This window comes from Streptomyces aurantiacus (assembly GCF_001418335.1).
Lineage (GTDB): Bacteria > Actinomycetota > Actinomycetes > Streptomycetales > Streptomycetaceae > Streptomyces > Streptomyces aurantiacus.
In genome coordinates this window covers 1-22,173 of sequence record NZ_LIPP01000231.1, presented here as the reverse complement: position 1 = coordinate 22,173, position 22,173 = coordinate 1, and the positions used below count along the sequence as shown (strand labels likewise).

The following is a 22,173-nucleotide window of genomic DNA, read 5'->3' as shown; positions in this document are numbered from 1 at the left end:
GAATTCAGGGAGCTATTCCATGTCCAAGCGCATTCTCGTCTCGTCGCTCATCGGTCTTGTCGTCGTCGGAGGCGGCGTCGGCATCGCCGTCGGTGGGTTCGCCATGGCCTCGACCTCCTCGGAGCCGGCCCTGAAGAACAGCTCGGCGCGTTACGTCGCCCCGTCCGGCAGCGGCGCGGGTTCGCTGACCTTCACCGCGGACGTGAGCGACGACTCGGGCGTCCGGGGCCTCAAGGTCATCGCGTGGCCCGCGAGTTCGAGGCTCGACCCGACGGAGGCGGAGCTGCGGCACGTGGACGCCGCCAAGTGCCGGAGCACCTCGGACGAGACGTCCCGCTGCACCTACACGCTCCGGGTCACGAAGGAGGATGCGGCCGAGTCCCTCCCGGGCACCTGGCACATCTCGGCGCTGGCGACGGCCAAGGACGGCGACACGGTGTTCGTACCCCGCGCGGCCGCCTTCGAGTTCACCCGCTGACCTGCCCCTCGGCCCAGCCCAGCCGAGGCCGGCTCAGCCCTGCTCAGCGCCACGCTCCCGACAGGCTCCGCGTGACGGCCGTACTGAGAACGCGTACGCCGTGCGTGGAGCCCGGGTCGATGTCCGTGAGTTCCCGTACCCGGCGCAGTCGGTAGTCCAGGGTGCGCGGGTGGACGTTGAGGGCTTCCGCCGTGGAGCCGCGGCTCATGTCGTGGCGGTAGTACGCGTCGAGGGTGCGCAGCAGGTCCGGGCCGGGTTCGAGGCGCCGGGCCACCGTCCGGAGCCATGCGTCGACGAACGGCACGTCCGCGACGGCGAGTTCGACGAACACGTCCGCCATGGTGTGCGGGCGCAGTCGCGCGGACGTACGCCGCAACGGAGCCGCTCTGCTGATCCGCCGGGCCCGGTCGAGGGCGCCGGCGAGTCCGGACAGCGGCGCTCCCGCGGTGCCGACGGCGCAGAGGCGGCCGATGGCCTGGGCGAAGTCCGGTAAGAGGTCGGGGACGACGGGCGGCTGCGCGGACCCGGCCTCACCGGGGATCAGCACGATCAGCTCACCACCCCTGCCGCCCCCGCCGCCCTTGCTGCTCATGCCGCTCATGCCGCTCGGGCTGCTCATGCCGCTCGGGCTGCTCGGGCTGCTCATGCCGCTCGGGCTGCTCATGCCGCCGCTGCCGCTCCTGCTGCCTCCTCCGGCGCCGCGCTCCGGGCACCAGGTGACCGGCACCTGATGGGTCTTCACCAGCGCCTCGATGCCATTCGTCAGGTCCCGGGCGCCGACCGGGCTGTCGGGCACCCGGATCACCGTCACCGCGTAGTACTCGGCCAGTTCGATGCCCGTGACCAGCGCGAGGTCCGCCGCTATGGGGTCCTCGGCCAGCAACGAGCGGGCCAGCAGGCCGACTTGATCGACGTACGGGAGACGGCGGCGCATCGCTGTCACGAAGCCATGGCGGTAGGCGCCGATGCCGCGCTCACCCTGCGGGGCGAACCAGCTCATCAACCGCATGAGTTCCTCGACGTCGCCGCCGCGCTGGGCCTCGGTCGCCTCGTTGATCTCGCGCAGCATGAGTTCGGTGTGCACGCGCAGCACGCGTTGCCGCGAGTCGAGCGACATTCCCGACCCGGCCCGCGCCTCGCCCATCGACGCGATGTATCCGAGGTCGTCGTCGGTCAACCTTCCGTCGTCCGGGGCGAGTTCGATCGTGCGGCGCCTGAACCACACCGCGTACTCCAGCGTCTCGGCCCTGGCCCGGGAGTTCAGGTCGAGCGATCCGAGTTCCGGGATCTCACGTACGTACGTCTCGACCTCGCGGCGTGCGTTGGCCGACGCCTGCCGGGCCAGCTCTGCGAAGAGACTCCCCATAAGCATGAGCATGCCACCTGCACAAGGGGGCCGACAGACGAAAACCGGACGTGCCTCTATCACTCCGGGTGAACCGGTGAAGGTTGTGTCGACGGCGGATTTGTCACAGCGCGCAAAGTTTCCGGGCAACCGGGTCGCTGAAGCAGTGGAGCGCTGAAGCTGTCCTCGCCACGTTCCTCAGAGAACTGGATTTCTTTCAACGGGATCCAATGGGATCCAACGGGAGGAGAACGACGATGACGAAGGCAGGGTTCAAGAAGAGAATCGCGGCGGCGGTGGCTGTCGTGTCCGCGGCGACGGCGCTCACGGTGAGCGCGCCCGGCTCCAGCTCCGCTGCCCCCGACGCCACCCCCAGTCTCAGGGCGTACGGGATCACCGGTAACGGCAAGCTGATGGCCACGTTCACCACCGACAAGCCGGGGACCCTCGACTGGGTCCAGACCGTCAGCGGACTCTCCGGCGACACCAAACTGCTCGGGATCGACTTCCGCCCGCAGAACGGCCTCCTGTACGGCCTCGGTGACAAGGGCGGCATCTACACGATCAAGATGCCACCGGTCGTCGCCAACGTGACCATCACCAAGGTCTCCCAGCTCCAGACCTCGCTCTACGGCACGGTCTTCGACATCGACTTCAACCCGGCGGCCGACCGGCTGCGGGTGATCAGCAACTACGGCCAGAACCTGCGGCACAACCTGAACGACGGCACCACGATCGCGGACACCATGCTGAACCTCCCGCCGTTGACCACGGCCGCCCAGGGCGTGACCGCCGCCGGCTACACGAACAACGACCTGGTCGGGTCCACCGGGACGACGCTGTTCGACATCGACACGTTGAACGACCAGGTCACCATCCAGTCGCCGCCCAACGCGGGCAACCTCGTCCCGACCGGTCTCCTCGGCTTCGACGCGGGTACCGACGCGGGCCTGGACATCTACAGCACTCTGACCAACGGCAAGACGACCTCGAACGACGCCTACGCCTCGCTCTGGCCGTACAACGCCGACACGCCTTCCCTCTACAACGTCAACGTCCTCACCGGCGAACCGACGCTCATCGGCCAGTTCCCCCTGGACATCACGGACCTGGCCATCTCCCTCACCGGAAGCTGAGCCGACGGCGGACCGTCACAACGCGGGCGGTCCCGCCTGGACCAGGCCCGTCTGGTAGGCGATCACGACCAGTTGGGCGCGGTCGCGGGCGCCGAGTTTGGTCATGGCCCGGTGGATGTGGGTGCGCACCGTCAGCGGGCTGACCGTGAGGTCCCCGGCGATCTCGGTGTTGGACTTGCCCTCCGCCGCCAGGGCCATGACCTCGCGCTCGCGCACCGTGAGTTCGGCCAGGCGTTCCGGCGGCGCCAGGTGACCGCCTGGTGCGGGGGACGTGAGGAAGCGCGTGATGAGCGTGCGGGTGGCGCCCGGTGAGAGCAGGGCGTCACCCGAGGCCACGGTTCGCAGGCCGTCCAGCAGGGTGTCGGCGGTGACGTCCTTGCCGAGGAACCCGCTGGCACCCGCGCGCAGCGCCTGGGCGACGTAGTCCTCGGTCTCGAAGGTCGTCAGGATGAGGACACGGGTGGCGGACAGTTCCGGGTCGGCGCAGATGGCGGTGGTGGCGGCGAGGCCGTCCACACCCGGCATACGGATGTCCATGAGGACGATGTCGGGATGGCGGGCACGGGCCAGGTCCACCGCCTCCCTGCCGTCGGAGGCCTCACCGACCACCGTCATGTCGTCGCAGGAGTCGATCAGGATGCGGAAGGTGGCCCGCAGCAGGGCCTGGTCGTCGGCGAGCAGCACCCTGACACTCATGGCTTTTCTCCTTCTGCTTCTGTTTCTGCTTCTGCTTCTACTTCCGCTTCCGCTTCCGCGGAGTCCGAGTGGTCCAAGGACCCCCAGGGGTGGGATGAGAACGGCTGGAGCGGCAGTGCCGTGGAGACCTCGAAGCCGCCCTCCGGGCGGGGGCCCGCGCGCAGTTCACCACCGATGGACTGGGCGCGTTCCCGCATGCCCATGACCCCGAAACCCCGGCTCTGCTCGACCCCGAAGGCGGCGGTGTAGGCGGGGCCGTCGTTCGTGACCGTGATCAGCAGCCGGGAGCCGACGTAGGAGAGCCGCACGTGCGCGGTCTCCGCGGCGGCGTGCTTGGTCACGTTCGTCAGTGCCTCCTGCACGATCCGGTACGCCGTCAGGTCCACCCCGGGTGAGAGCGGCCGCGGTTCGCCCTCCGTGGTCACCGTGGTGGCGACCCCCGCGGACGCGCACGCCGCCACCAGATCGGGCAGGCGGTCGAGGCCCGGGGACGGCTCCAGCGGCGGGGAACCCGGGCCGTCGCTGCGGCGCATCAGCCCCAGCGTCGCCTTCAGCTCGCGCAGCGCGGACGACGTGGTCCCGGTCAGGTCGGTGAGGATCTTCTGCGTCTGCCACGGGTCGGTGAGCGCGAGGTGGGCGGCGGTGCCGGCCTGGGCGTTGGCCAGGGCCAGGTGGTGGGCGACGACGTCGTGCAGTTCGCGGGCGATGCGCATGCGCTCCTCGGTGACGCGCAGCCGTGCCTCCTCCTCACGGGTGCGCTCGGCGTGTTCGGCACGGGCCTGCACCGCCTTCAGATAGGCGCGCCGCAGCCGGGTCATGTTGCCGGCGGCGATCGGCAGCAGCAGCCAGAAGAGGGGACCGACCGTCTGGAGCAGCGGCTGAAACGTCTCCATCGAGTCGGACAGCACCGCGCCGGCCATCACCACCGCCGTGACGGTGAAGCCGTAGACGCGTGTGGTCTTCCGGTCGCTGAGGACCGCCAGGGAGTAGAGCGCCGCCATGACGGGGGCCAGCAGCAGGGGAGTGATCAGATACCCCAGCTGGATCACGATCACCGTGCAGAGCGTGGTCACGACGACGGTGGTGCGCGGGTACTTGCGGTACTGGAGCAGTGCGAGGCAGGCCACGCCCATCACGGTGCTCCCGGCACCGTCCTGGTCCACCGGTTCGACGCCGGGCAGGGTGAGCGAGCTGCCGAGGACCGCGGAACCCATCAGGGCGGCGACCACGGCCACGTCGACGATGCGCGGATGGCGCTCCGCGTACTGCTCGAAGCGGTCCGTGTAACGCTCCAGGCTGCTGGACATCGGGCTCTCCGGTGAGTGGGCTGCGTCCATCGTGGACGCTTCCGGGGCGAACGGCCGACGGGGCCGCCCGTGTCCTTCGACACGGGCGGCCCCTTTTTTCGGGGGAGGGAGATGGTCGTCTCAGGTGCGCGCGACCTCCAGGTCGGACGCGTCGGCGCTGTCGGTCGGGGCCGGGTCCGTCTCGGGCCGGCTGCTGAGCGCCTCGCCCTCCACGTCGACCCGGGGCAGCAGCCGGTCCAGCCAGCCCGGCAGCCACCAGGCCTTGTGGCCGAGCAGGGCGAGGACGGCGGGCACGATCGCCATGCGTACGACGAAGGCGTCGAAGAGGACGGCGGTGGCCAGCCCGAACCCGATCATCTTGATCATGGAGTCGGTCTCGGTGATGAATCCGGAGAAGACCGCGATCATGATCAGCGCGGCGGCCACGACCACCCGGGCGCTGTGCCGGAATCCGCTGGCGACCGCCTCGTCGGGCGACTCACCGTGTACGTACGCCTCCCGCATCCGCGAGACGAGGAAGACCTCGTAGTCCATGGCCAGGCCGAAGACGATGCCCACCAGGAAGATCGGCATCAGACTCATGATCGGCCCGGTCTGCTCCACGCCCAGGAGGTCGGCGCCGTGGCCCTGCTGGAAGACCAGGACGACCACGCCGAGGGACGCCAGGAGCGACAGGAGGAAGCCGAGGGCCGCCTTGAGCGGGACGAGCAGCGACCGGAAGACCACCATCAGGAGCAGGATCGCCAGACCGACCACGATGACCAGGTACGGGACCAGCGCCGTCTGGACCTTCGCGGAGATGTCGATGTTCATCGCGGTGGTGCCGGTGACCTCGAAGGTCGCACCGGTCTCGGCCTCGATCCCGGAACGCTCGTTCCGGATGGTCTCCACCAGCTTCTTGGTCTTGTCGTCGGTCGGCGCGGTGGAGGGCACGGCCGAGAAGACGGCGGTGTCGCCGGCTTCGTTGTACCGCGGCGGGGACACGGACACGATGCCCTTGGTGTCGCCTATCTCCTTGGAGATCGCCTCGACGGCGCCCTTGGGGTCGGAGTCGTCCGCGGCGTCCACGACGACGGTCAGCGGACCGTTGAAGCCCGGACCGAAGCCTTCGGCGAGCGCGTCGTAGGCGCGGCGTTCGGTGGTGGCGGTCGACTTCGCCTCGTCGCCGGGCATGCCCAGCTGGAGGCCTGTCACCGGCAGCGCGAGGGCGCCGAGGCCCAGCACCGCGAGGATGAGTACGGGCACGGGGCGGCGCAGTACGAACCGCGCCCAGCGCGTGCCCGCGTTGGCCTTCTCGGCGTTCTTCTGGGCGTTGTGGGAGGTATGGGCGTGGTGGGAGTCGCTCTCGGCGTTCTTCGGGGCGTTCTTCTGGGCGTTCTTCTGGGCGTTCTTCTGGGCGCGGGCGGCCTTGCGGGCCTGCCGAGGGAGCACGGCGTGCGGCCAGAAGCCGAGGAGGGCGGGGACGAGCGTCAGCGCGATCAGTACGGCCACGACGACCGCGCCCGCCGCGGCCATGCCCATCTCGGTGAGCATCGGGATGCCGACCACCGAGAGTCCGGCGAGGGCGATGACGACGGTGAGCCCCGCGAAGACGACCGCTGAACCGGCGGTGCCGACCGCGAGCCCGACCGCCTCCTGCGGCGTACGGCCCTTGGCGTGCTCCTCGCGGTAGCGGGAGGCCACGAACAGGGCGTAGTCGATGCCGACCGCGAGACCCAGCATCATCGCCAGGGTGCCGGTCGAGGTGGAAAGACCGAGGGTGCTGGCCAGGGCCGTGATCCCGGCCAGGGTGATGCCGACGCCGATGAGGGCGGTCAGCAGGGGCAGTCCGGCCGCGGCGAGGGAACCGAAGGTGATCAGCAGGATGACAGCGGCCACCCCGACACCGATCGCTTCGGCGACGCCGCTCGGCCCGCCCTCGGTCTCCATCGCGGAGCCGCCGGCCTCGATGGTCAGCCCGGAGTCGCGGGCCTCTTCGAGCACCGTCTCCAGCTGGTCCTTGCTCGCGTCGGTGAGGTCGGGCGTCTCGACCTTGTAGGTGACGGTCGCGTACGCCGTCGTACCGTCCTCGCTGACCGCCTCCGTCTTGAAGGGGTCGTCGGCGCTCGCGACCTGCGAGCCGTCGGCCAGTTCGGCCACGGCCTTCTCGACGACCTGCTTGTTCTCGGCGGCGGTGACCTTCTCACCGCCCGGCGCGACGAAGACGACCCGGGCGGTCGCGCCGTCGGCCGACGCTCCGGGGAAGCGCTGTTCCATCAGGTCGAATGCCTTCTGGGACTCGATGCCCGGCATGGAGAAAGGCTCGTCGGCGGCTGCCGGGGCCTTCATCGAGCCCAGGCCGACCGCGACCAGGACGGCCGCCCATACGAGGGCGACGTACCAGCGACGGCGGAAGGCCAGACGGCCCAGTCGATAGAGAAAAGTAGCCACGGCAGGAGGTCTCCACATCTGGTGCCGAATGTCCCTCAAGGCTGCCGGGTGGAGGGTCGTCCTGTCGTCGTGCGGCTGCCGTCACCTTTCGGTACTCGGTACGCAGTAGAAACGGGCCGCGGGGTCCGTCTGCGGTACGACGGACCGCGCTCGCGTGTCAGCCCCTGGTCCTGCCTCGACCCGGGTAACCACTACGGGTCCGTCGGCGGGACAGGCCGCTATTAGACGGCCAGTCAAGTTACCGAACCGTAACCACTCGACTGCTACCACGAGTAACTTACTCACAGGTAAGTTCCAGGCGAACCACTTCACAGCGGTACGGCCAGACCCGTGGGACGTGTCTGCGACTCCGTGCCGCCGCCGCACCTGTGCACCTCTCTGCCGGCCGCTCCACAGGAGGTTCGCCATGCCCGCACGCCTGCCCGCCCACATCCCCGTACGTATGCCCGTACGTATGCCTGTACGTATGCCCGTACGCGGCAAGACCCTGGTCGCCGCGGCGGTCACCGCCGCCGCCTGCCTGGGCGCCCAGACGCTCACGGCCACCGCCGTCACGGCGGCGGACGAGGTCGTGTCCCGGGGCGTCACCATCCCCGCGTTCTACAGTCCGCCCGCCACCCTGCCCGCCGCAGACGGCGCGCTCGTCCGCAGCGAACCCCTCCCGCTGGCCCTGAGTCTGCCCGGCCTCCACGGGCCGCTGCCGGGCACCGCGACCAGGCTGATGTACAAGTCGACCGACTCGAACGGCGAACCGGTCGCCGTCACCGGCGCGTACATCGAACCGACCGCACGCTGGAAGGGGAGCGGACCGCGGCCGCTGGTCGCGGTGGCACCCGGCACTCTGGGCCAGGGCGACCAGTGCGCCGCGTCCATGGGCCTCGAACACCCGCTGACGCTCAACGGCCGGACGGTGACCATCGGGTACGAGAACCTGGCGATCTACCGGCTCCTCGCGAAGGGCACCGCCGTGGTCGTCACCGACTACGCGGGCCTGGGCGCGACCGACCGCCTGCACACGTACGTCGACCGGGTCGACGAGGGCCACGCGGTCCTGGACGCGGTCCGCGCGGCCCGCTCGCTCGGCGGGGCCTCCGTCACTGCCGGCTCCCCGGTCGGGCTGTACGGCTACAGCCAGGGCGGCGGAGCGACGGCCTCCGCCGCCGAACTCCAGTCCTCCTACGCCCCCGACGTCACCCTCGCCGGAACCTACTCGGGCGCACCGCCGGCCGACCTGACCTCGGTCACGAAGGCCATCGACGGCAGCGAGCTGGCCGGTGCGCTGGGCTGGTCGCTCAACGGCTTCCTCCAGTCCGACCCCGCCCTGAAGCCGATCGCCGAGGCACATCTGAACGCGGCCGGAAAGGCGGCCCTCGCCGACCTGTCCACCATGTGCATCGGCGACGCCCTCTTCGGCTACGGCTACGCCAAGAGCACCAGGTGGACGAACGACGGCCGCTCACTCAGTGACATCATCGCCGCCACGCCCCAGCTCCAGGCGTTCCTGGACAAGCAGCGCATCGGCAGGCTGAAGCCGTCAGGACCGGTACGGCTCGCGACGGGCGTCAGCGACAACCTGGTCCCGCACGGCCAGTCCCGGGACCTCGCCGTCGACTGGTGCCGCAAGGGGGCCGACGTCACGTACAAGCCCGTCGTCCTGCCGGGCCTGGGCAGCGCGCTGCTCAACCACGCGACCCCCCTGCTGACAGACCAGGGAGCCGCCATCGACTGGCTGACGGACCGCCTCTCCGGCAAACCGACCACACCCAACTGCGGAAGCCTGCCGGTCCTGCCCTGAGGGCCCGCTGGGAGATCCGCGCCGGCATCCACCCCGTGCTCCTCACATCCGGGATCTCAGCACGTCGACCTCACAGCCCGGCGCGGACGGGTCGAAGCCGTGCTCGATCAGCCAGCGAACCCCCAGCAGGCTCCGCAGCGACCACCACGCGCGGATCACGTCGAGGTCGACGTCGGCGCCGTAGCCGACGATGACGTCGCCGAGGTGCTCCTCGTGTCCGAGCGTGAGGGTGGCGAGGTCGTAGAGGGCATCGCCCCGACACGACACGACACGACACGGCACGGCACACGGCTCTTGGCACAGCCGCCGCGGTTCGGCCCGGGCAGAAACCATGTTCCCCGAGGGCGTCAATATCTGTGCCCGCGAAGTGAGAATTGGGTTCGACGTGCGATGAATATTACTTACTCGACAGGCGGTGTGATTTCACCCATCCCGCACTGCCGAGCGCAGCGTGCTAGTCTCGAAGACAGTTGCATGTTGTGGTTCCCGAAAATCTTGACAGGTGTCCCCACCAGTTCATTCGGGTGGGGATCCTTTATGGCTCCGGTTTTATTTCCGGTGGGGTGATCATCACGGCGACACGGAGTGTACGCAGTGTGCATTCCGACGCACCCCCGAAGGAGATACACATGGCTTCCGGTACCGTGAAGTGGTTCAACTCGGAAAAGGGCTTCGGCTTCATCGAGCAGGACGGCGGCGGCGCCGACGTCTTCGCCCACTACTCGAACATCGCCGCGCAGGGCTTCCGTGAGCTTCAGGAAGGCCAGAAGGTCACGTTCGACATCGCGCAGGGCCAGAAGGGCCCGACGGCCGAGAACATCGTTCCCGCCTGACGTCGGCACGCACTTCGCAGCTGGGGCCCGCACCTTGGGGTGCGGGCCCCAGCTCGCTGCATTTCAGGGGATTCGTGACCCGCTGCTCCTCGGGGCCCTCCGCCCCAGCTCCGGATGAAAACCCTCCGGAGCTCGTTCGGAGCCCCCCGCACGGACCGACCGACCCCGCCCACGGAATCGCGCCACGCGCTCAAGCGAGGCCACCCGCGAATATTCCCCGCCGCTTCGAATTCCCCGATTCGGCCCCTATTTTTCTCCGGCTCGTTCTTGCAATTCTCAGCGCTGCTCGTCTTCCGCGGGAATTCCTTGATACGCGCCATGTCAAGGAAGGTTCCACGTGAACCGCACGCGCACGAACGACCGCTACTCCCGTACCCGCACCGGCTCCGGCGCCGGTAATCCGAGCGCCGGCAGGGGCGGCTACCGCTCCGCCAACCCGCGCCGTCCCGACAACAACAGCTACGGACGCCGGCAGAGCGCGCCCCAGGGTGAGTTCGCCCTGCCGAAGACGGTCACCCCGGCGCTGCCCGCCGTCGAGGCGTTCGCCGAACTCGACATGCCCGAGCAGCTGTTGGCCGCGCTCGGCCACGAGGGCGTGACCGTACCGTTCCCGATCCAGGCGGCGACCCTGCCGAACTCCCTCGCGGGCCGTGACGTACTCGGCCGTGGCCGCACCGGCTCGGGCAAGACCCTGGCCTTCGGCCTCGCGCTGCTCGCCCGTACCGCGGGTCTGCGCGCCGAGCCGAGGCAGCCGCTGGCCCTCGTCCTCGTACCCACCCGCGAGCTGGCCCAGCAGGTCACCGACGCGCTCACCCCGTACGCCCGCTCCCTGCGGCTGCGGCTGACCACCGTGGTCGGCGGGATGTCGATCGGCAAGCAGGCCGGCGCGCTGCGGTCCGGCGCCGAGGTCGTCGTCGCGACACCGGGCAGGCTCAAGGACCTCATCGACCGTGGCGACTGCCGCCTGAACCAGGTCGCCATCACCGTGCTCGACGAGGCCGACCAGATGACCGACATGGGCTTCATGCCCCAGGTCACCGAGCTGCTCGACCTCGTACGCCCCGGTGGCCAGCGGATGCTGTTCTCCGCCACGCTGGACCGCAACGTCGACCTGCTCGTCCGCCGCTACCTGACCGACCCCGTGGTCCACTCCGTCGACCCGTCGGCCGGCGCGGTGACCACCATGGAGCACCACGTACTGCACGTGCACGGCGCGGACAAGCAGCGGACGACCACCGAGATCGCGGCCCGCGAAGGCCGCGTACTCATGTTCCTGGACACCAAGCACGCGGTGGACCGGCTGACCGAGCACCTGCTGAACAGCGGTGTACGGGCCGCGGCCCTGCACGGCGGCAAGTCCCAGCCGCAGCGCACGCGGACCCTGTCCCGCTTCAAGTCCGGGCATGTGACGGTCCTGGTGGCGACCAACGTCGCGGCACGCGGAATCCACGTCGACAACCTCGACCTGGTCGTGAACGTCGACCCGCCCACCGACCACAAGGACTACCTGCACCGCGGCGGCCGTACGGCCCGCGCGGGCGAGTCCGGCAGCGTCGTCACGCTGGTGACCCCCAACCAGCGCCGCGAGATGAGCCGGCTGATGGCCGCCGCCGGCATCACCCCGCAGACCACCCAGGTCCGCTCGGGCGAGGCCGAACTGAACCGCATCACCGGTGCCCAGGCCCCGTCGGGCGTCCCGGTCACCATCACCACGCCCGCCTCGGAACGCCCCCGGCGCAGCACCTCCGCCGCACCCTCCGCGGCATCCCGCGGTCGGCGCGGCCGCGGCAGCCGGAGCCGGTCCACCGGCGACGCGGCACGCCGTACGGCGCCGCGCTCGTCCGGCATGGACGCGGCTGCCTAGCCACGGGATCCTGTAGGACCGGGGGGTCCGGACCCGGACACCCGCCGGCCCGGTCCCTCTGCTCCACTTCTGCCCCGCTTCTTCGCCACTTCTTCGCTGCTGCTCCCCCTCTCTCCCCTCTCCCCATCTCCTCTCTCTGTGACTGTGAGGCATCATGCGCTGTGTCATCGCCCGGTTTCCGTTCGACCTCACCAAGGCCGGGGTGCTGGACTCGATGAAGGGTGTCAAGCCCGAGGCCATCACCACGGGTGAGTCCGTGCTCATCGGCCGCCGCCACTACCCCGTCAAGCAGGTCGGCGAGGTCATCACCCGGCAGGACCGCCGCGACTTCACCGGCGGCGAGGTCACCCGGGCCATGACCCGGCTCGGCTTCACCTGCCGCAGCAACCAGGAGCCCGAGCCCGCCGCGCCGGAGGTGCTCACCCCGCTCCAGAACGCGTCGGCGATGCTCGGCGCGCCCCAGCCCGAGTCCCAGCCGCAGCCCGAATCCCGGCCCGCGCCCGCGCCCGCGCCCGCGCCCGCGCCCGAGATGGCAGTGACCGCCGCCGCGGACGCGAACGCGGATGCGGCCGTCGCAGGCTGACTCGCCGTACCGCGGTAACGATGAAGGGCCCTGCCGACGCGCGTCGGCAGGGCCCTTCATCGTTACCGCTGTGATCTACCGCTGTGGTCAGCGCTGTCGGCGTCCGGGCGTCCAGGCGTCCGGGCCGTGGAGATGACGCCAAGATACCTGGGACCCATGTCGATCAAAATCTGTGTTTGCGAGAGTAGACATTGGTCGAGTCGGTGGCTAGGGTTTCTCTTATGGAAGAGGTCGGCTCGGTCCCTGGCTCGTGAGTTCGGGTCGAGGAGCCGCCGACAGCACCACCACTGATCCCGAGGAAGGACGGAGGGAGCAGACGCCATCAGGATCGCCCGGCCCGACAGTGCTCGGACCGGGTGCCGCAAGACCCCGGAACGGAAGGTGGTCCCCGGTCACGCAACAGCGATCCCCGCACTCCCCGCCCTCTCCCGGGCCGGACTGCGGAAACAGAAGGTCGGCGCGACAGTAGCGCCGGCAGATGGTGTTCAATTTCCTTCGGGGCCCTGGTGCCGTACGGCACCAGGGCCCCTCGACGCGTTGCAGAACGAGGTGACATGACAGCAGACAGTCCGCTGACCGATCGTCTGGAAGACGACGACTACCCCGCTTACACGATGGGCCGGGCCGCCGAGATGCTCGGCACCACCCCGGGTTTCCTCCGCGCCATCGGTGAGGCCCGGCTCATCACTCCGCTGCGCTCCGAGGGCGGGCACCGGCGCTACTCCCGTTATCAACTCCGGATCGCCGCTCGCGCCCGCGAGCTGGTCGACCGGGGCACACCGGTCGAGGCCGCCTGCCGCATCGTCATCCTTGAGGACCAGCTCGAAGAGGCACAGCGCATCAACGCCGAGTTCCGCCGCACCACGAGCCAGGCGTCGGACAGCTGACCGACATAGACATAGACACCGATACCGGCACCGATGGTCGACACTTGTCCGGCCCGTCACTCGGCGCTCTGACCCACTCGCGCCGCGTCTCGTGGCACCGGCCGCGGGCTCGCGTCGGACCGGCCGGTGGTACACATGCGCCCCTCGTGCGCCCGCGCACTACGACCGGATTCCTGAGCGGTCAGTGAGAGGGGTGAAAAACCGTGCGCAGGTTGGCTGTTGGGGAAGGAGAGGAACGAATCGTGCGATACGACGACCTGTACCGGAGCTCCTCCGCGGCGCCGACGGACCGCCGTCCCTGAGCCATCCCTGAGCCATCCCTCAGCCATCCCATACGTAATACGCGTTCACACGAACGAGTGACGCACGCGACCGGGCTACCGTTACTACGCGTGACGCAATGGCCCCTGGAACTCGGCGACAACCCCGCGACGCACGAGAACAAGCCGCACGGTATCAGCCCCTTACGAAGGGACCTTGTGAATGACTGAGCATGTTAAGCGCTTCGTCGACATATAGTCAGCAAATAGGCTGTACGCGAGCGCTGCGGAAACCTTTTATTCCGCGTAGCGGTATCTTCCACACGGCGCACACAACTAACCCGCGCAAGAAAAGAGCCAAATTTCCACCCTCGTGTTTCCTGCGGATTTTGAGCGCCCGCTCTCCGTCGGTCGTTCGAAGACCGATTCGCCCGTCGAACCGGTGCACAGCAACCCGGTTCGGCCCCGCGCCCCCGGCGCCGTCACGGGGAGAATCCGAACCGCGCAGGAAGGAGGGGGGAAAGACGCCGCGGAAGCCCTCGGGGAGGGGGCGGACCCGGCGGCGCGGGGCGCGCGTGCAGTTGCCCCGTGCGAGTGATGTTCGAGCGAACGGCGAGCCCGCCGCGCCAGGAGGAAGTAGAAAGCTCCGTGAGACGCGTCACCGACCCGAGCTCACGGACCGGGCTTACCCATAGAACCTGTGAGGCCAAATCCCTGCGGCCGGGGCTTCACCGGTAGCTCGCCTCCTGCCGATGGTGTTTACTAGTGAGCGGTCTGAGCCTTGGCGGGTCCAGGCCCTTTCAGGGAGGCCTCGCGGATGGTTACCGCGGGGCCTCCCGCATGTTCCCGTACCTTTTCTGGCAATGCATTCGAAGACAATCCACCCGTTGCCCGTGCAACGAATTCCGGGTTTGCTTGTGATATTCGACGGCGGATTTCCTCAATGCGCGCCTTTCGATCGATGGAAATCCAGTTCAGCTTCCGGGTCGCGCCCGTACCGCCTTCACGGCAGTTGATCTTGAAGTCGTTCCGGTCCGGAGAAGCCCCGTCACAAGGGATTTGCAGCAACCCTTCTCAAGGGGTTTTACCGACGCACCGACGACACCGTCCAGAGGCTGTGTGCGCCAAGTGGGCGAGGGCTGTACCGTGCTGCTTGCAGACGCCTTGGAAGCCTCGTTGCCCGGTCTAACCAGCCGGGCGCGCCATGTGGTGGAGAGGGCGCTGGACCCGCCAATTCCTGTTCCTCCACCGAAGGAGCTCAGACCCTCATGGCAATCGCCGTCGAGCGCGGCGTAGTCGTGCCGATCACCCGGCCCGCCCAGGCATCGGACGACTCTGCCCCGCCGCGCCCCGCTTTTCGCCCCTCACCCTGCGTGACCCCGACGCCTCGCGCCGCCGTCGCCGGTACCGCCGGCCCCGCCCCCATGCCCATGCCCGTACCCGTACCCGTACCCGTGTCCGGGCCCGTGTCCGGTCCTCGGAGGTGAGGACCATGGCGTCTCCGTCCCCCGACACCCAGGTCTTCAACACCATCGAGGTTCTGCGCGGCCGCCAGCCCATGCCGAGGGGCAGCTTCCTCGACCACCTCCCCGCCGCCAAGTGGGCGCTGTTCGTGGCGATCTGGGGTTCCGACGCCCGTACGTACCTCAAAGGCGCGGAACTGCCTCTGCGCCCGAAGGACACGCACATGTACGTCGTGCTCGGCGGCTGCGTCGTACAGGAGCGGTTCCCGTTCAACACGAAGATCGCCCGGTTCCGCGGTGTCGGGCAGGTCCTCGGCGAGGCCAAGCTCATAGAGCCGCGTTCGTCGGTGCGGACCGTGTGCCTCACCACCACCTGGGTGCTGCCCTGCGACACCCGCCGCGTGAACCTTCTGCTCACCCAGGACCACGAGGCGAAACGCGCTCTGCTGCGCAGCCTGGAGGACCGCAACCGGAGCGACGAGCGGATCTACGCCACCACGAGCCGGTCACCACTGGCCCGGGTGAGCGCGCTGCTCCACCACCTCGCCATGGTCGCCGGCACCAGGGACCCGGCCGGCCCCACCGGGCACACGACCATCGACGGTCCGCGCCAGCGGGATCTCGCGGAGGCACTCCTGCTCGGCCGGTCCACCGTGGAGAACGCCGTCGCCACCCTCCGGAGGAAGCGGCTCATCGACAGCAGGTACCGCCGGCTCGTCGTCACGGACCTGCCCGCACTCAAGGCCCTGGTCACCTCCCAGTCCTGACGGCGGGGACACGACCTGGGCCCACGGCACCACCCGGGGCCAGACCACACTCGTCTTTCACCCAGGCACGGCACGGCCGTCCCACGGCCGGCCGACTCCCGGTTCCGAGAACGGAAAACCACACACATGTCCCCCTTGACGGCGATGCTCGCGCAACAGGTCACCACGGCCTGGACGTCATGGCAGGTGATCGTCTCCGGCCTGGTCGGGGCCGCCCTGGTGGTCCTCACCAGTCTGAGCCACCGCCTGTCCCGGCGCGTCGCCGAACGAAACCGCCGCGACCACGCGGACGATCCCGACCTCGACCGGCTCGCGGGCTACCTCGACGAAACCCTCACGGTCGCCTGCCGGTTCGCGCAGAGCCCCGCCACGGAGCTCGACCTGGAGCCGCTGCGCGAGAAGCGTCACCTGCTGGAGAACGACGACCGCGGCCGGCCGCTCCACGACCAGTTGGAGGAGGTCGTACGGCGGATCGACTTCTACGTCGAGAAAGCCCTCCCGGCCTTCGAGGAGACGACCGTCCCCGACGGCTGGAAGACGTCCGCGCTGCTGTCGCGTGCCATGCAGCAGCAACACGCCCTCGCACAGCTCAAGTCCGCCATCAAGGCGGCCCGACAGGAGATCCACACCCTGCGCAGCCAGTAGGGCGGAATGCCGCTGACGGCCGGAACGGGGCTGCCCGTTCCGGCCGTACGGTTCCGGCCGTACGACACCGGCCGTACCCCTCCGGCCGTACCGCTCCGCTTCCGGACACGGGCCGCGATGTCCGGAAGCGCACCGCATTGCCCGTGGGCCCCGGAGAATCCGCGCAGGAGCGTCACACAGGCTGCACACAGTCCTGCGAAAGCCTCGTTAGCGTGACTGGCCGCTCGACCCCTCACCCCGGCGGGTCGACGACACGTCAACCAGGAAGACGCTGATGGACTACTGCTCCTCGTGTCGTCGGCATCTCAACGGCGCCCTGGTGTGCCCCGGTTGCGGTGCCTACGCCCCCGACATCGCTCCGGTCGCCGTCAGCCGGTACACCACCGTCCAGCCCCGGGCCACCATGGCCGCCGCGAGCCCGGCGGTGGCGGACCCGGCCGAGGTTCCGGAATCCGGACCGGAGCCGGAGCCGGAGTCGGAGTCGGAGTCGGCGGCCCCGGACCCGGACCCGTACGACGGCTTCGAGGGTGCGCCGCCCGCGCCGCAGGGGCGGGCCGCACGGCGCCGTCAGCGCGTCCGCTGGAAGAAGAACCAGCGCCGGGCCGTGGTCGCGACCGCCGTCGCGCTCGTCGGCGGCGGCCTGACCTTCACCGCCCTCGACCGGCTCTCGGCCGACCGGGCGGAGGCGGCCTCGGCGCCGGACACCGCGGGCCTGGGCTCCGCGGAGGAGGACGCGTCGCGGCACACGGGCCCGTCGTCGACGCGGCCGGACGACCAGCGGTCCTCGGCCGCCCCTTCCACGCGGTCGCCCGCGAACGGCCGGTCGGACCGGCGCGCCGCCGCCGCGCCGACCTCCGTCACACCGCAGGGCTCCCGGCCGGACGCCGTTCCCACGCCGAGTACGACGTCGGCGTCGGCGTCGACTTCGGTGTCCGACCCCCGGTCGCGGAACGCGTCCTCTTCCTCGGGCTCCTCAGGCTCCTCGGACTCAGGCTCGGGCTCGGGCGATGCGGCCGGCGCCGCGTCGCCGCAGCCTTCGACGCCCGCTGCCACCGGCGGGTCGGGCGGCTCGGTCGGCTCAGGCGGCGGCTCCGATTCGGGCACGTCTCCGGCGAGCCCCGACCCGGCAGCGACTTCGCCTTCGCAGCTCTGTCTGCTCGTGGTGTGCATCGGCTGAGGGCGGATCGCGCCGCGCCCCCGTGCAACGGCCGCCCAGGGCTCCACAGGTGCCCCGGGCGCCCCGTGGGTGACGGGGTATCACCGATCGGTGCCGAGGCACCGTTTACCCCGGCTGCTCCTGCTGTGATGATGCCGATCCGGAGATACCCGTCCGGCGGCCGGGGGGAGGCCCGTATGGCTGAGGTGTACTTGCGGAGGCTGTCCCGGTGGCAGGCGGAGCAACAGCGGGACGCCGTCGCCGACGTGTACGTCAGCGCGTACCGAAGTGCGACGGAGGCGGAACGCCGCGACCGGCGCGGCTTTCTGGCCCGGCTGGAGCAGCATGTGCAGCACACCGGCTTCGACATGGTGGTCGCCGACACGGCCGGGACGGTCGGCTGCGCGTACGGGTTCCGGGTGCCGCGTTCCGGAGAGTGGTGGCCGGATCTGCAGGAGCAGTTGCCCGCCGACGTCGAGGAACTGACCGCCTCGGGCCGCGCGTTCCTGCTCGCCGAGCTGATGGTGCTGCCCGACCACCGCCGCCGCGGCATCGCCACCCGCCTGGTCGAGCGGCTGTTGATCCGGCTGGAGGCCGACCTGGTCGTCGCGACCGCGGACCACTACGGCGACGGGGGTGACGTGGCCGACGGGGGTGACGATGCGCGGAACGCGGCGGCTGCGACCTTCCGTGCCTGGGGGTGGTCCAGGTCCGGTGTCGCCACCACCAGGGCCGGCGCCGGGCCCGCCGCGGGACCCGTCGCCGGTCCGGGCGCGGTGACCCGGGAGGTGTGGATCCGCAGACCGCTGCGGTGAGGCGCGGTGATCCGCGGTGATCCGCGATGGCCTTGGCGGGCGGGCGGGCGGACGGACGGGCGGACGGACCGGGAGGGCCGGTCCGCCCGCCCGCCATGGCCTGTGGTCAGACCCCCGCGGGGGACGGTCCGACCAGCTCCGACAGGACGTCCTCCATCGTGACGAAGCCGAGGACGTTGCCCGCCTCGCCGGTGACCGCGGCGAGGTGGCTGCCCGTGGCCCGCAGCGCGGTGAGGGTGTCGTCGAGCGGGGTGTCGATGCGGACACGGGTCACCGGGTGCAGGGCGCCCCGCGCGAAGGGACGGTCCCGGTCGGTGACGCCGAGGGTGTCCTTGATGTGCAGGTAGCCGAGCAGCGTGCCGTCCCCGCCCGTCACCGGGAACCGGGAGAAGCCGGCCTCGGCCGCCGCGCGCTCCAGCCGCGCCGGGGTCACCGTGTCGTCGACCGTACGCATCCGCTGGGCCGGGACGAGAATCTCGCCGACCGGGCGGGTGCCCAGCTCCAAGGCGTCGCGCAGCCGCTCGCCGTCGGCTGCCGTGAGGAGTCCGGCCTGGCTGGAGTCGACGACCATACGGGCGAGCTGGTCGTCCGTGAAGGCCGACTCCACCTCGTCCTTGGCCTCGACGCGCAGCAGTTTCAGCAGGGCGTTGGCGAAGGAGTTGATGCCGAAAATGACCGGCTTCAGCGCCCGGGTGAGGGCCACCAGGGCCGGGCCCAGCAGCAGCGCGGTCTGTACCGGCGCGGCGAGCGCCAGGTTCTTCGGGACCATCTCGCCGATCAGCATGTGCAGATACGTCGCCACGCCGAGCGCGATCACGAAGGCGATCGGGTGCACGAGGCCGTGCGGGATGTGCGCCGCCTCGAAGGCGGGCTCCAGCAGATGTGCGATGGCCGGCTCGGCGACCGCGCCGAGCACCAACGACGAGACGGTGATGCCGAGTTGGGCGGTCGCCATCATCGCCGAGATGTGCCGCAGGCCCCACAGGGTCATCCGGGCCCGCTTGTTGCCCGCCTGGGCCAGCGGCTCGATCTGGCTCCGGCGCACGGAGATCAGGGCGAACTCCGCGCCGACGAAGAACGCGTTGGTCAGCAGGGTCAGGGCACCGATGGTCAGTTGGAGGGTGGTGGACGTACTCATCGGGACTCCCGCGCACTCTGGCCGGCCGACTCCTGGACCGATTCGCCGGCCGACTCCTGGACCGGCTCGTCGGCGGGGTCGGCCGGGGCGGCCGGGTCGGTGGTCTCGTCGGCCGGTTCGGTGATGCGGACGCGGTCGGCCCGGTGGTGCTCCACGTCGAGGACGTCGAGCCGCCAGCCGTCCAGGTCGAGGACGTCGCCCTCGGCCGGGATGCGGGCGAGCCGGGTGGCGACCAGCCCCGCGATCGTCTCGTACGGCCCGTCCGGCGCGCGCAGGCCTATCCCGGCCAGCTCGTCGAGCCGTACGCCGCCGTCCGCCTCCCAGGCCGCGCGGCCGTCCGCCGTGGCGGGGGCGGGCAGCAGGTCGGGCACCTCGACGGGGTCGTGCTCGTCGCGGACCTCGCCGACGACCTCCTCCACGATGTCCTCCACCGTGGCCACACCCGCCGTGCCGCCGTACTCGTCGATGACGACGGCCATCGTGCGGGCGGTCCGCATCCGTTCGAGGAGCCGGTCGGCGGGCAGGCTGTCCGGCACCAGGAGCGGGGCCGTGGCCAGCTCGGTGACGGGTGTCACGGCCCGCTTGCCGGGCTCCAGGGCGAGTACGTCACGGATGTGGACCGTGCCGACGACCTCGTCCAGGCTGTCGCGGTAGACGGGGAAGCGGGACAGGCCGGTCGCGTGCGTGAGGTCGGCGGCGTCGGCGGCCGTGGCGTGCGCCTCCAGCGCCCGCACGTCGACGCGCGGGGTCATCACGCTCTGGGCGGTCAGCTCGCTGAGATGCAGCGTACGGACGAACAGTTCGGCGGAGTCCGGCTCCAGGGAGCCCTGGGCGGCCGAGTGCTGGGCCAGCGCGACGAGTTCCTCGGGGCCGCGCGCGGAGGCCAGCTCCTCGGCGGGCTCCAAACCGAAGCGGCGTACGAACCGGTTGGCGGTGTTGTTGAGATGCCGGATGAACGGGCCGAACGCCGCCGTGAAACCGCGCTGCGGTCCCGCGACCACCTTCGCGACGGCCAGCGGGCGCGAAATCGCCCAGTTCTTCGGCACCAGCTCGCCGACCACCATCAGGACGACGGTGGAGACCACCACGCCCAGCACGGTCGCCACCGTCGAGGCGGCGCCGCCCAGGCCCACCGACTTGAGCGGCCCTTCCAGGAGCACGGCCAGCGACGGCTCGGCGAGCATGCCGATCACCAGGGAGGTGACGGTGATGCCCAGCTGGGCGCCGGACAGCTGGAACGTCAGCTTCCGTACGGCCTTGAGCGCACCGTCGGCGCCCCGCTCGCCCGCCTCGGCCGCCCGCTCCAGATCACCGCGCTCGACGGTGGTCAGCGAGAACTCGGCCGCCACGAACAACGCACAGGCGAGCGTGAGCGACAGGGCGAGCAGAAGCAGCAGGATCTCGGTCACCGTGCCACCCCCGCTCCCGCACGCGCGCGTCTCGGGCCGGGAATGGCACGGTCGGTACTGGGAGGTTCACCCATGGTGGAACCGCTGCTCCTTGATCGTCATCAGTCTTCGTCGGGATGCGTATGGCTTTGCCGCTCCGTCGGGCTTCGCCGGTCGGCATCACCCGTCACCACACGTCATCACGCGTCATCACACGTCTCGCCCAGTGTAAAGGAATAGCAAAGTAGGCCGTCCGGACGCGGCAGGGCGAGTGGCGCAGGTCACGTCCCTCGCAGGCGGAGTGCGCCCCCGGCGTCGTCATCGCGTGTCGCCGCAGACAGTCGGTCCCTACGGTGGATCCGTGCACCAGAACCCGAGACGTGGCCGACGCGAGCGCCGGGCCGGTGGACGGCCGCGCATCGATGGGGCGGTGCCCGCGGGCACCGGGTTCGTGCTCGCGGGGGCCGATGTCCTGGTCGCGGGCTACTTCTCCGCCAAGCAGAAGGACTTCGCCGCCCTCATGGACGCGGCGGCCACCGCCCTCCGGGCGCGCGGCGCCCGGGTCGTGGGGCTGATCGTGCAGCGCCGGGGTGTCTCGAACGGCGGGGCGGAAAAGATGGGACTGCCGTACTCCTCGCGGACACTGATGAGTTACGGCAAGGTCCGCGAGGTGGCCGCGCTGTGCGAGCGATCGGGTGCGGACGCGGTGGTCTTCCTCAATGACCTGACACCACGTCAGTCCGGCGCGCTGTCCCGGTCGTTCGGGTGCCCGGCGGTGAGTTTCGCCGGAATCCTGCCGTCCGCTCCGCCCGGCGCCGACCCCCACCTGGGGGGACAGGATTCCGGGGCGACCGGTCGCCCTTAATCTTCTACATGTACGTAGAGCAACACCCACCCGCACATGAAGGAGTGGACCCCTCAATGGTGTTCAAACGGCTGCTCGGATCACTCGGCGTGGGCGGCCCCACGGTGGACACGGTCCTGAGCCCGGGGCCCACCCTGCCCGGCGGCACACTGTCGGGCGAGGTCCGGCTCCAGGGCGGTGACGCGGCCTTCGACATCGAACAGATCACGCTGGAACTGGTCGCGGGCGTCGAGGCCGAGCACACGGAGGAGGAGAGCGAGGGCACGGTCGTCTTCGACCGCTTCACCGTCGGCGGCGGCTTCCGCCTCGCCGAGGGCGAGGA

The 22,173-nt window shown here is 70.2% G+C and carries 18 protein-coding genes and 2 pseudogenes; 13 read left to right on the top strand and 7 right to left on the bottom strand.

Going from position 1 to position 22,173, the window contains the following annotated elements; all coding sequences use genetic code 11:
• Window positions 1-19: 19 nt before the first annotated feature.
• The gene (locus tag AOK01_RS27825) at window positions 20-478 is read left to right on the top strand and encodes a DUF5707 domain-containing protein (protein WP_055516460.1); all 459 of its coding nucleotides are present in this window, start codon (window positions 20-22) and stop codon (window positions 476-478) included.
• 43 nt (window positions 479-521) lie between these two features.
• On the opposite strand, the gene AOK01_RS27820 is transcribed toward AOK01_RS27825, so the two are convergent.
• Entirely contained in the window at window positions 522-1,844 is a 1,323-nt protein-coding gene (locus tag AOK01_RS27820; protein WP_079103808.1) for a PucR family transcriptional regulator, read from the bottom strand.
• A 236-nt stretch (window positions 1,845-2,080) separates the two neighbouring features.
• Between AOK01_RS27820 and AOK01_RS27815 the strand changes: the two genes are divergently transcribed.
• Window positions 2,081-2,959, top strand: coding sequence for a DUF4394 domain-containing protein (locus AOK01_RS27815; protein WP_055516456.1), 879 nt, complete (start codon window positions 2,081-2,083; stop codon window positions 2,957-2,959).
• Window positions 2,960-2,974: 15 nt separating this feature from the next.
• Here the strand turns inward: AOK01_RS27815 and AOK01_RS27810 are convergent, their stop codons facing one another.
• From AOK01_RS27810 to AOK01_RS27800, 3 genes are all read right to left on the bottom strand, one after another.
• The gene (locus tag AOK01_RS27810) at window positions 2,975-3,655 is read right to left on the bottom strand and encodes a response regulator transcription factor (protein WP_055516454.1); all 681 of its coding nucleotides are present in this window, start codon (window positions 3,653-3,655) and stop codon (window positions 2,975-2,977) included.
• Complete coding sequence (locus tag AOK01_RS27805; RefSeq protein WP_079103807.1) at window positions 3,652-4,962, bottom strand: sensor histidine kinase; 1,311 nt, start codon at window positions 4,960-4,962, stop codon at window positions 3,652-3,654. Before AOK01_RS27805 ends, AOK01_RS27810 begins: the two co-directional genes overlap by 4 nt.
• A 120-nt stretch (window positions 4,963-5,082) precedes the next feature.
• Window positions 5,083-7,392 carry an MMPL family transporter gene (locus tag AOK01_RS27800; protein WP_055516452.1) on the bottom strand — a complete coding sequence of 770 codons (2,310 nt, stop codon included), beginning with the start codon at window positions 7,390-7,392 and terminating at the stop codon, window positions 5,083-5,085.
• A 466-nt stretch (window positions 7,393-7,858) separates the two neighbouring features.
• Here AOK01_RS27800 and AOK01_RS27795 point away from each other — a divergent pair, with 466 nt between their 5' ends.
• On the top strand, window positions 7,859-9,187 hold the full coding sequence (locus tag AOK01_RS27795; protein WP_079103813.1) for a lipase family protein: 1,329 nt from the start codon (window positions 7,859-7,861) through the stop codon (window positions 9,185-9,187).
• Window positions 9,188-9,229: 42 nt separating this feature from the next.
• Here the strand turns inward: AOK01_RS27795 and AOK01_RS27790 are convergent.
• Window positions 9,230-9,445: pseudogene (locus tag AOK01_RS27790) on the bottom strand (aminoglycoside phosphotransferase family protein); the annotation flags it as partial.
• Window positions 9,446-9,816: 371 nt separating this feature from the next.
• Between AOK01_RS27790 and AOK01_RS27785 the strand changes: the two are divergent.
• The 8 genes and pseudogenes from AOK01_RS27785 (at window position 9,817) to AOK01_RS42960 (ending at window position 18,460) form a co-directional block, all read left to right on the top strand.
• Window positions 9,817-10,020 carry a cold-shock protein gene (locus AOK01_RS27785; RefSeq protein ID WP_055516448.1) on the top strand — a complete coding sequence of 68 codons (204 nt, stop codon included), beginning with the start codon at window positions 9,817-9,819 and terminating at the stop codon, window positions 10,018-10,020.
• A gap of 337 nt (window positions 10,021-10,357) precedes the next feature.
• Complete coding sequence (locus AOK01_RS27780) at window positions 10,358-11,884, top strand: DEAD/DEAH box helicase (RefSeq protein ID WP_055516446.1); 1,527 nt, start codon at window positions 10,358-10,360, stop codon at window positions 11,882-11,884.
• A gap of 154 nt (window positions 11,885-12,038) precedes the next feature.
• Window positions 12,039-12,344: pseudogene (locus tag AOK01_RS27775) on the top strand (SCO5918 family protein); the annotation flags it as partial.
• A gap of 677 nt (window positions 12,345-13,021) precedes the next feature.
• A complete protein-coding gene (locus AOK01_RS27770; RefSeq protein WP_055516444.1) occupies window positions 13,022-13,354 on the top strand; it encodes a MerR family transcriptional regulator in 333 nt (110 codons plus the stop codon).
• A gap of 1,752 nt (window positions 13,355-15,106) precedes the next feature.
• On the top strand, window positions 15,107-15,844 hold the full coding sequence (locus tag AOK01_RS27765) for a Crp/Fnr family transcriptional regulator (protein ID WP_055516442.1): 738 nt from the start codon (window positions 15,107-15,109) through the stop codon (window positions 15,842-15,844).
• A gap of 126 nt (window positions 15,845-15,970) precedes the next feature.
• On the top strand, window positions 15,971-16,489 hold the full coding sequence (locus AOK01_RS27760; protein WP_055516440.1) for a hypothetical protein: 519 nt from the start codon (window positions 15,971-15,973) through the stop codon (window positions 16,487-16,489).
• A gap of 274 nt (window positions 16,490-16,763) precedes the next feature.
• A complete protein-coding gene (locus tag AOK01_RS43735; protein WP_055516438.1) occupies window positions 16,764-17,666 on the top strand; it encodes an SCO2400 family protein in 903 nt (300 codons plus the stop codon).
• Window positions 17,667-17,842: 176 nt separating this feature from the next.
• A complete protein-coding gene (locus AOK01_RS42960) occupies window positions 17,843-18,460 on the top strand; it encodes a GNAT family N-acetyltransferase (RefSeq protein ID WP_055516436.1) in 618 nt (205 codons plus the stop codon).
• Between the two features lie 106 nt (window positions 18,461-18,566).
• On the opposite strand, the gene AOK01_RS27745 is transcribed toward AOK01_RS42960, so the two are convergent.
• Together AOK01_RS27745 and AOK01_RS27740 are read right to left on the bottom strand one after the other, a co-directional pair.
• Window positions 18,567-19,598 (bottom strand): hemolysin family protein, encoded by a 1,032-nt coding sequence (locus AOK01_RS27745; protein ID WP_055516434.1) that lies wholly within the window; start codon window positions 19,596-19,598, stop codon window positions 18,567-18,569.
• Complete coding sequence (locus AOK01_RS27740) at window positions 19,595-21,007, bottom strand: hemolysin family protein (RefSeq protein ID WP_055516432.1); 1,413 nt, start codon at window positions 21,005-21,007, stop codon at window positions 19,595-19,597. Before AOK01_RS27740 ends, AOK01_RS27745 begins: the two co-directional genes overlap by 4 nt.
• Window positions 21,008-21,347: 340 nt before the next feature.
• Here AOK01_RS27740 and AOK01_RS27735 point away from each other — a divergent pair, with 340 nt between their 5' ends.
• Window positions 21,348-21,851, top strand: coding sequence for an HflX-like GTP-binding protein (locus tag AOK01_RS27735; protein ID WP_245702441.1), 504 nt, complete (start codon window positions 21,348-21,350; stop codon window positions 21,849-21,851).
• 56 nt (window positions 21,852-21,907) lie between these two features.
• Window positions 21,908-22,173: sporulation protein (locus AOK01_RS27730; protein ID WP_169800160.1), on the top strand; the 266-nt coding region annotated here is incomplete at its 3' end.

Bases quoted from the DNA above. Each gene is read 5' to 3' on its own strand.
- AOK01_RS27815 (WP_055516456.1), top strand. From the start codon at position 2,081: ATGACGAAGGCAGGGTTCAAGAAGAGAATCGCGGCGGCGGTGGCTGTC.
- AOK01_RS27825 (WP_055516460.1), top strand. From the start codon at position 20: ATGTCCAAGCGCATTCTCGTCTCGTCGCTCATCGGTCTTGTCGTCGTC.
- AOK01_RS27745 (WP_055516434.1), bottom strand. From the start codon at position 19,598: ATGAGTACGTCCACCACCCTCCAACTGACCATCGGTGCCCTGACCCTG.
- AOK01_RS27765 (WP_055516442.1), top strand. From the start codon at position 15,107: ATGGCGTCTCCGTCCCCCGACACCCAGGTCTTCAACACCATCGAGGTT.
- AOK01_RS27820 (WP_079103808.1), bottom strand. From the start codon at position 1,844: ATGGGGAGTCTCTTCGCAGAGCTGGCCCGGCAGGCGTCGGCCAACGCA.
- AOK01_RS27760 (WP_055516440.1), top strand. From the start codon at position 15,971: ATGTCCCCCTTGACGGCGATGCTCGCGCAACAGGTCACCACGGCCTGG.
- AOK01_RS27795 (WP_079103813.1), top strand. From the start codon at position 7,859: ATGCCCGTACGCGGCAAGACCCTGGTCGCCGCGGCGGTCACCGCCGCC.
- AOK01_RS43735 (WP_055516438.1), top strand. From the start codon at position 16,764: ATGGACTACTGCTCCTCGTGTCGTCGGCATCTCAACGGCGCCCTGGTG.
- AOK01_RS27770 (WP_055516444.1), top strand. From the start codon at position 13,022: ATGACAGCAGACAGTCCGCTGACCGATCGTCTGGAAGACGACGACTAC.
- AOK01_RS27805 (WP_079103807.1), bottom strand. From the start codon at position 4,962: ATGTCCAGCAGCCTGGAGCGTTACACGGACCGCTTCGAGCAGTACGCG.
- AOK01_RS27785 (WP_055516448.1), top strand. From the start codon at position 9,817: ATGGCTTCCGGTACCGTGAAGTGGTTCAACTCGGAAAAGGGCTTCGGC.
- AOK01_RS42960 (WP_055516436.1), top strand. From the start codon at position 17,843: ATGGCTGAGGTGTACTTGCGGAGGCTGTCCCGGTGGCAGGCGGAGCAA.
- AOK01_RS27810 (WP_055516454.1), bottom strand. From the start codon at position 3,655: ATGAGTGTCAGGGTGCTGCTCGCCGACGACCAGGCCCTGCTGCGGGCC.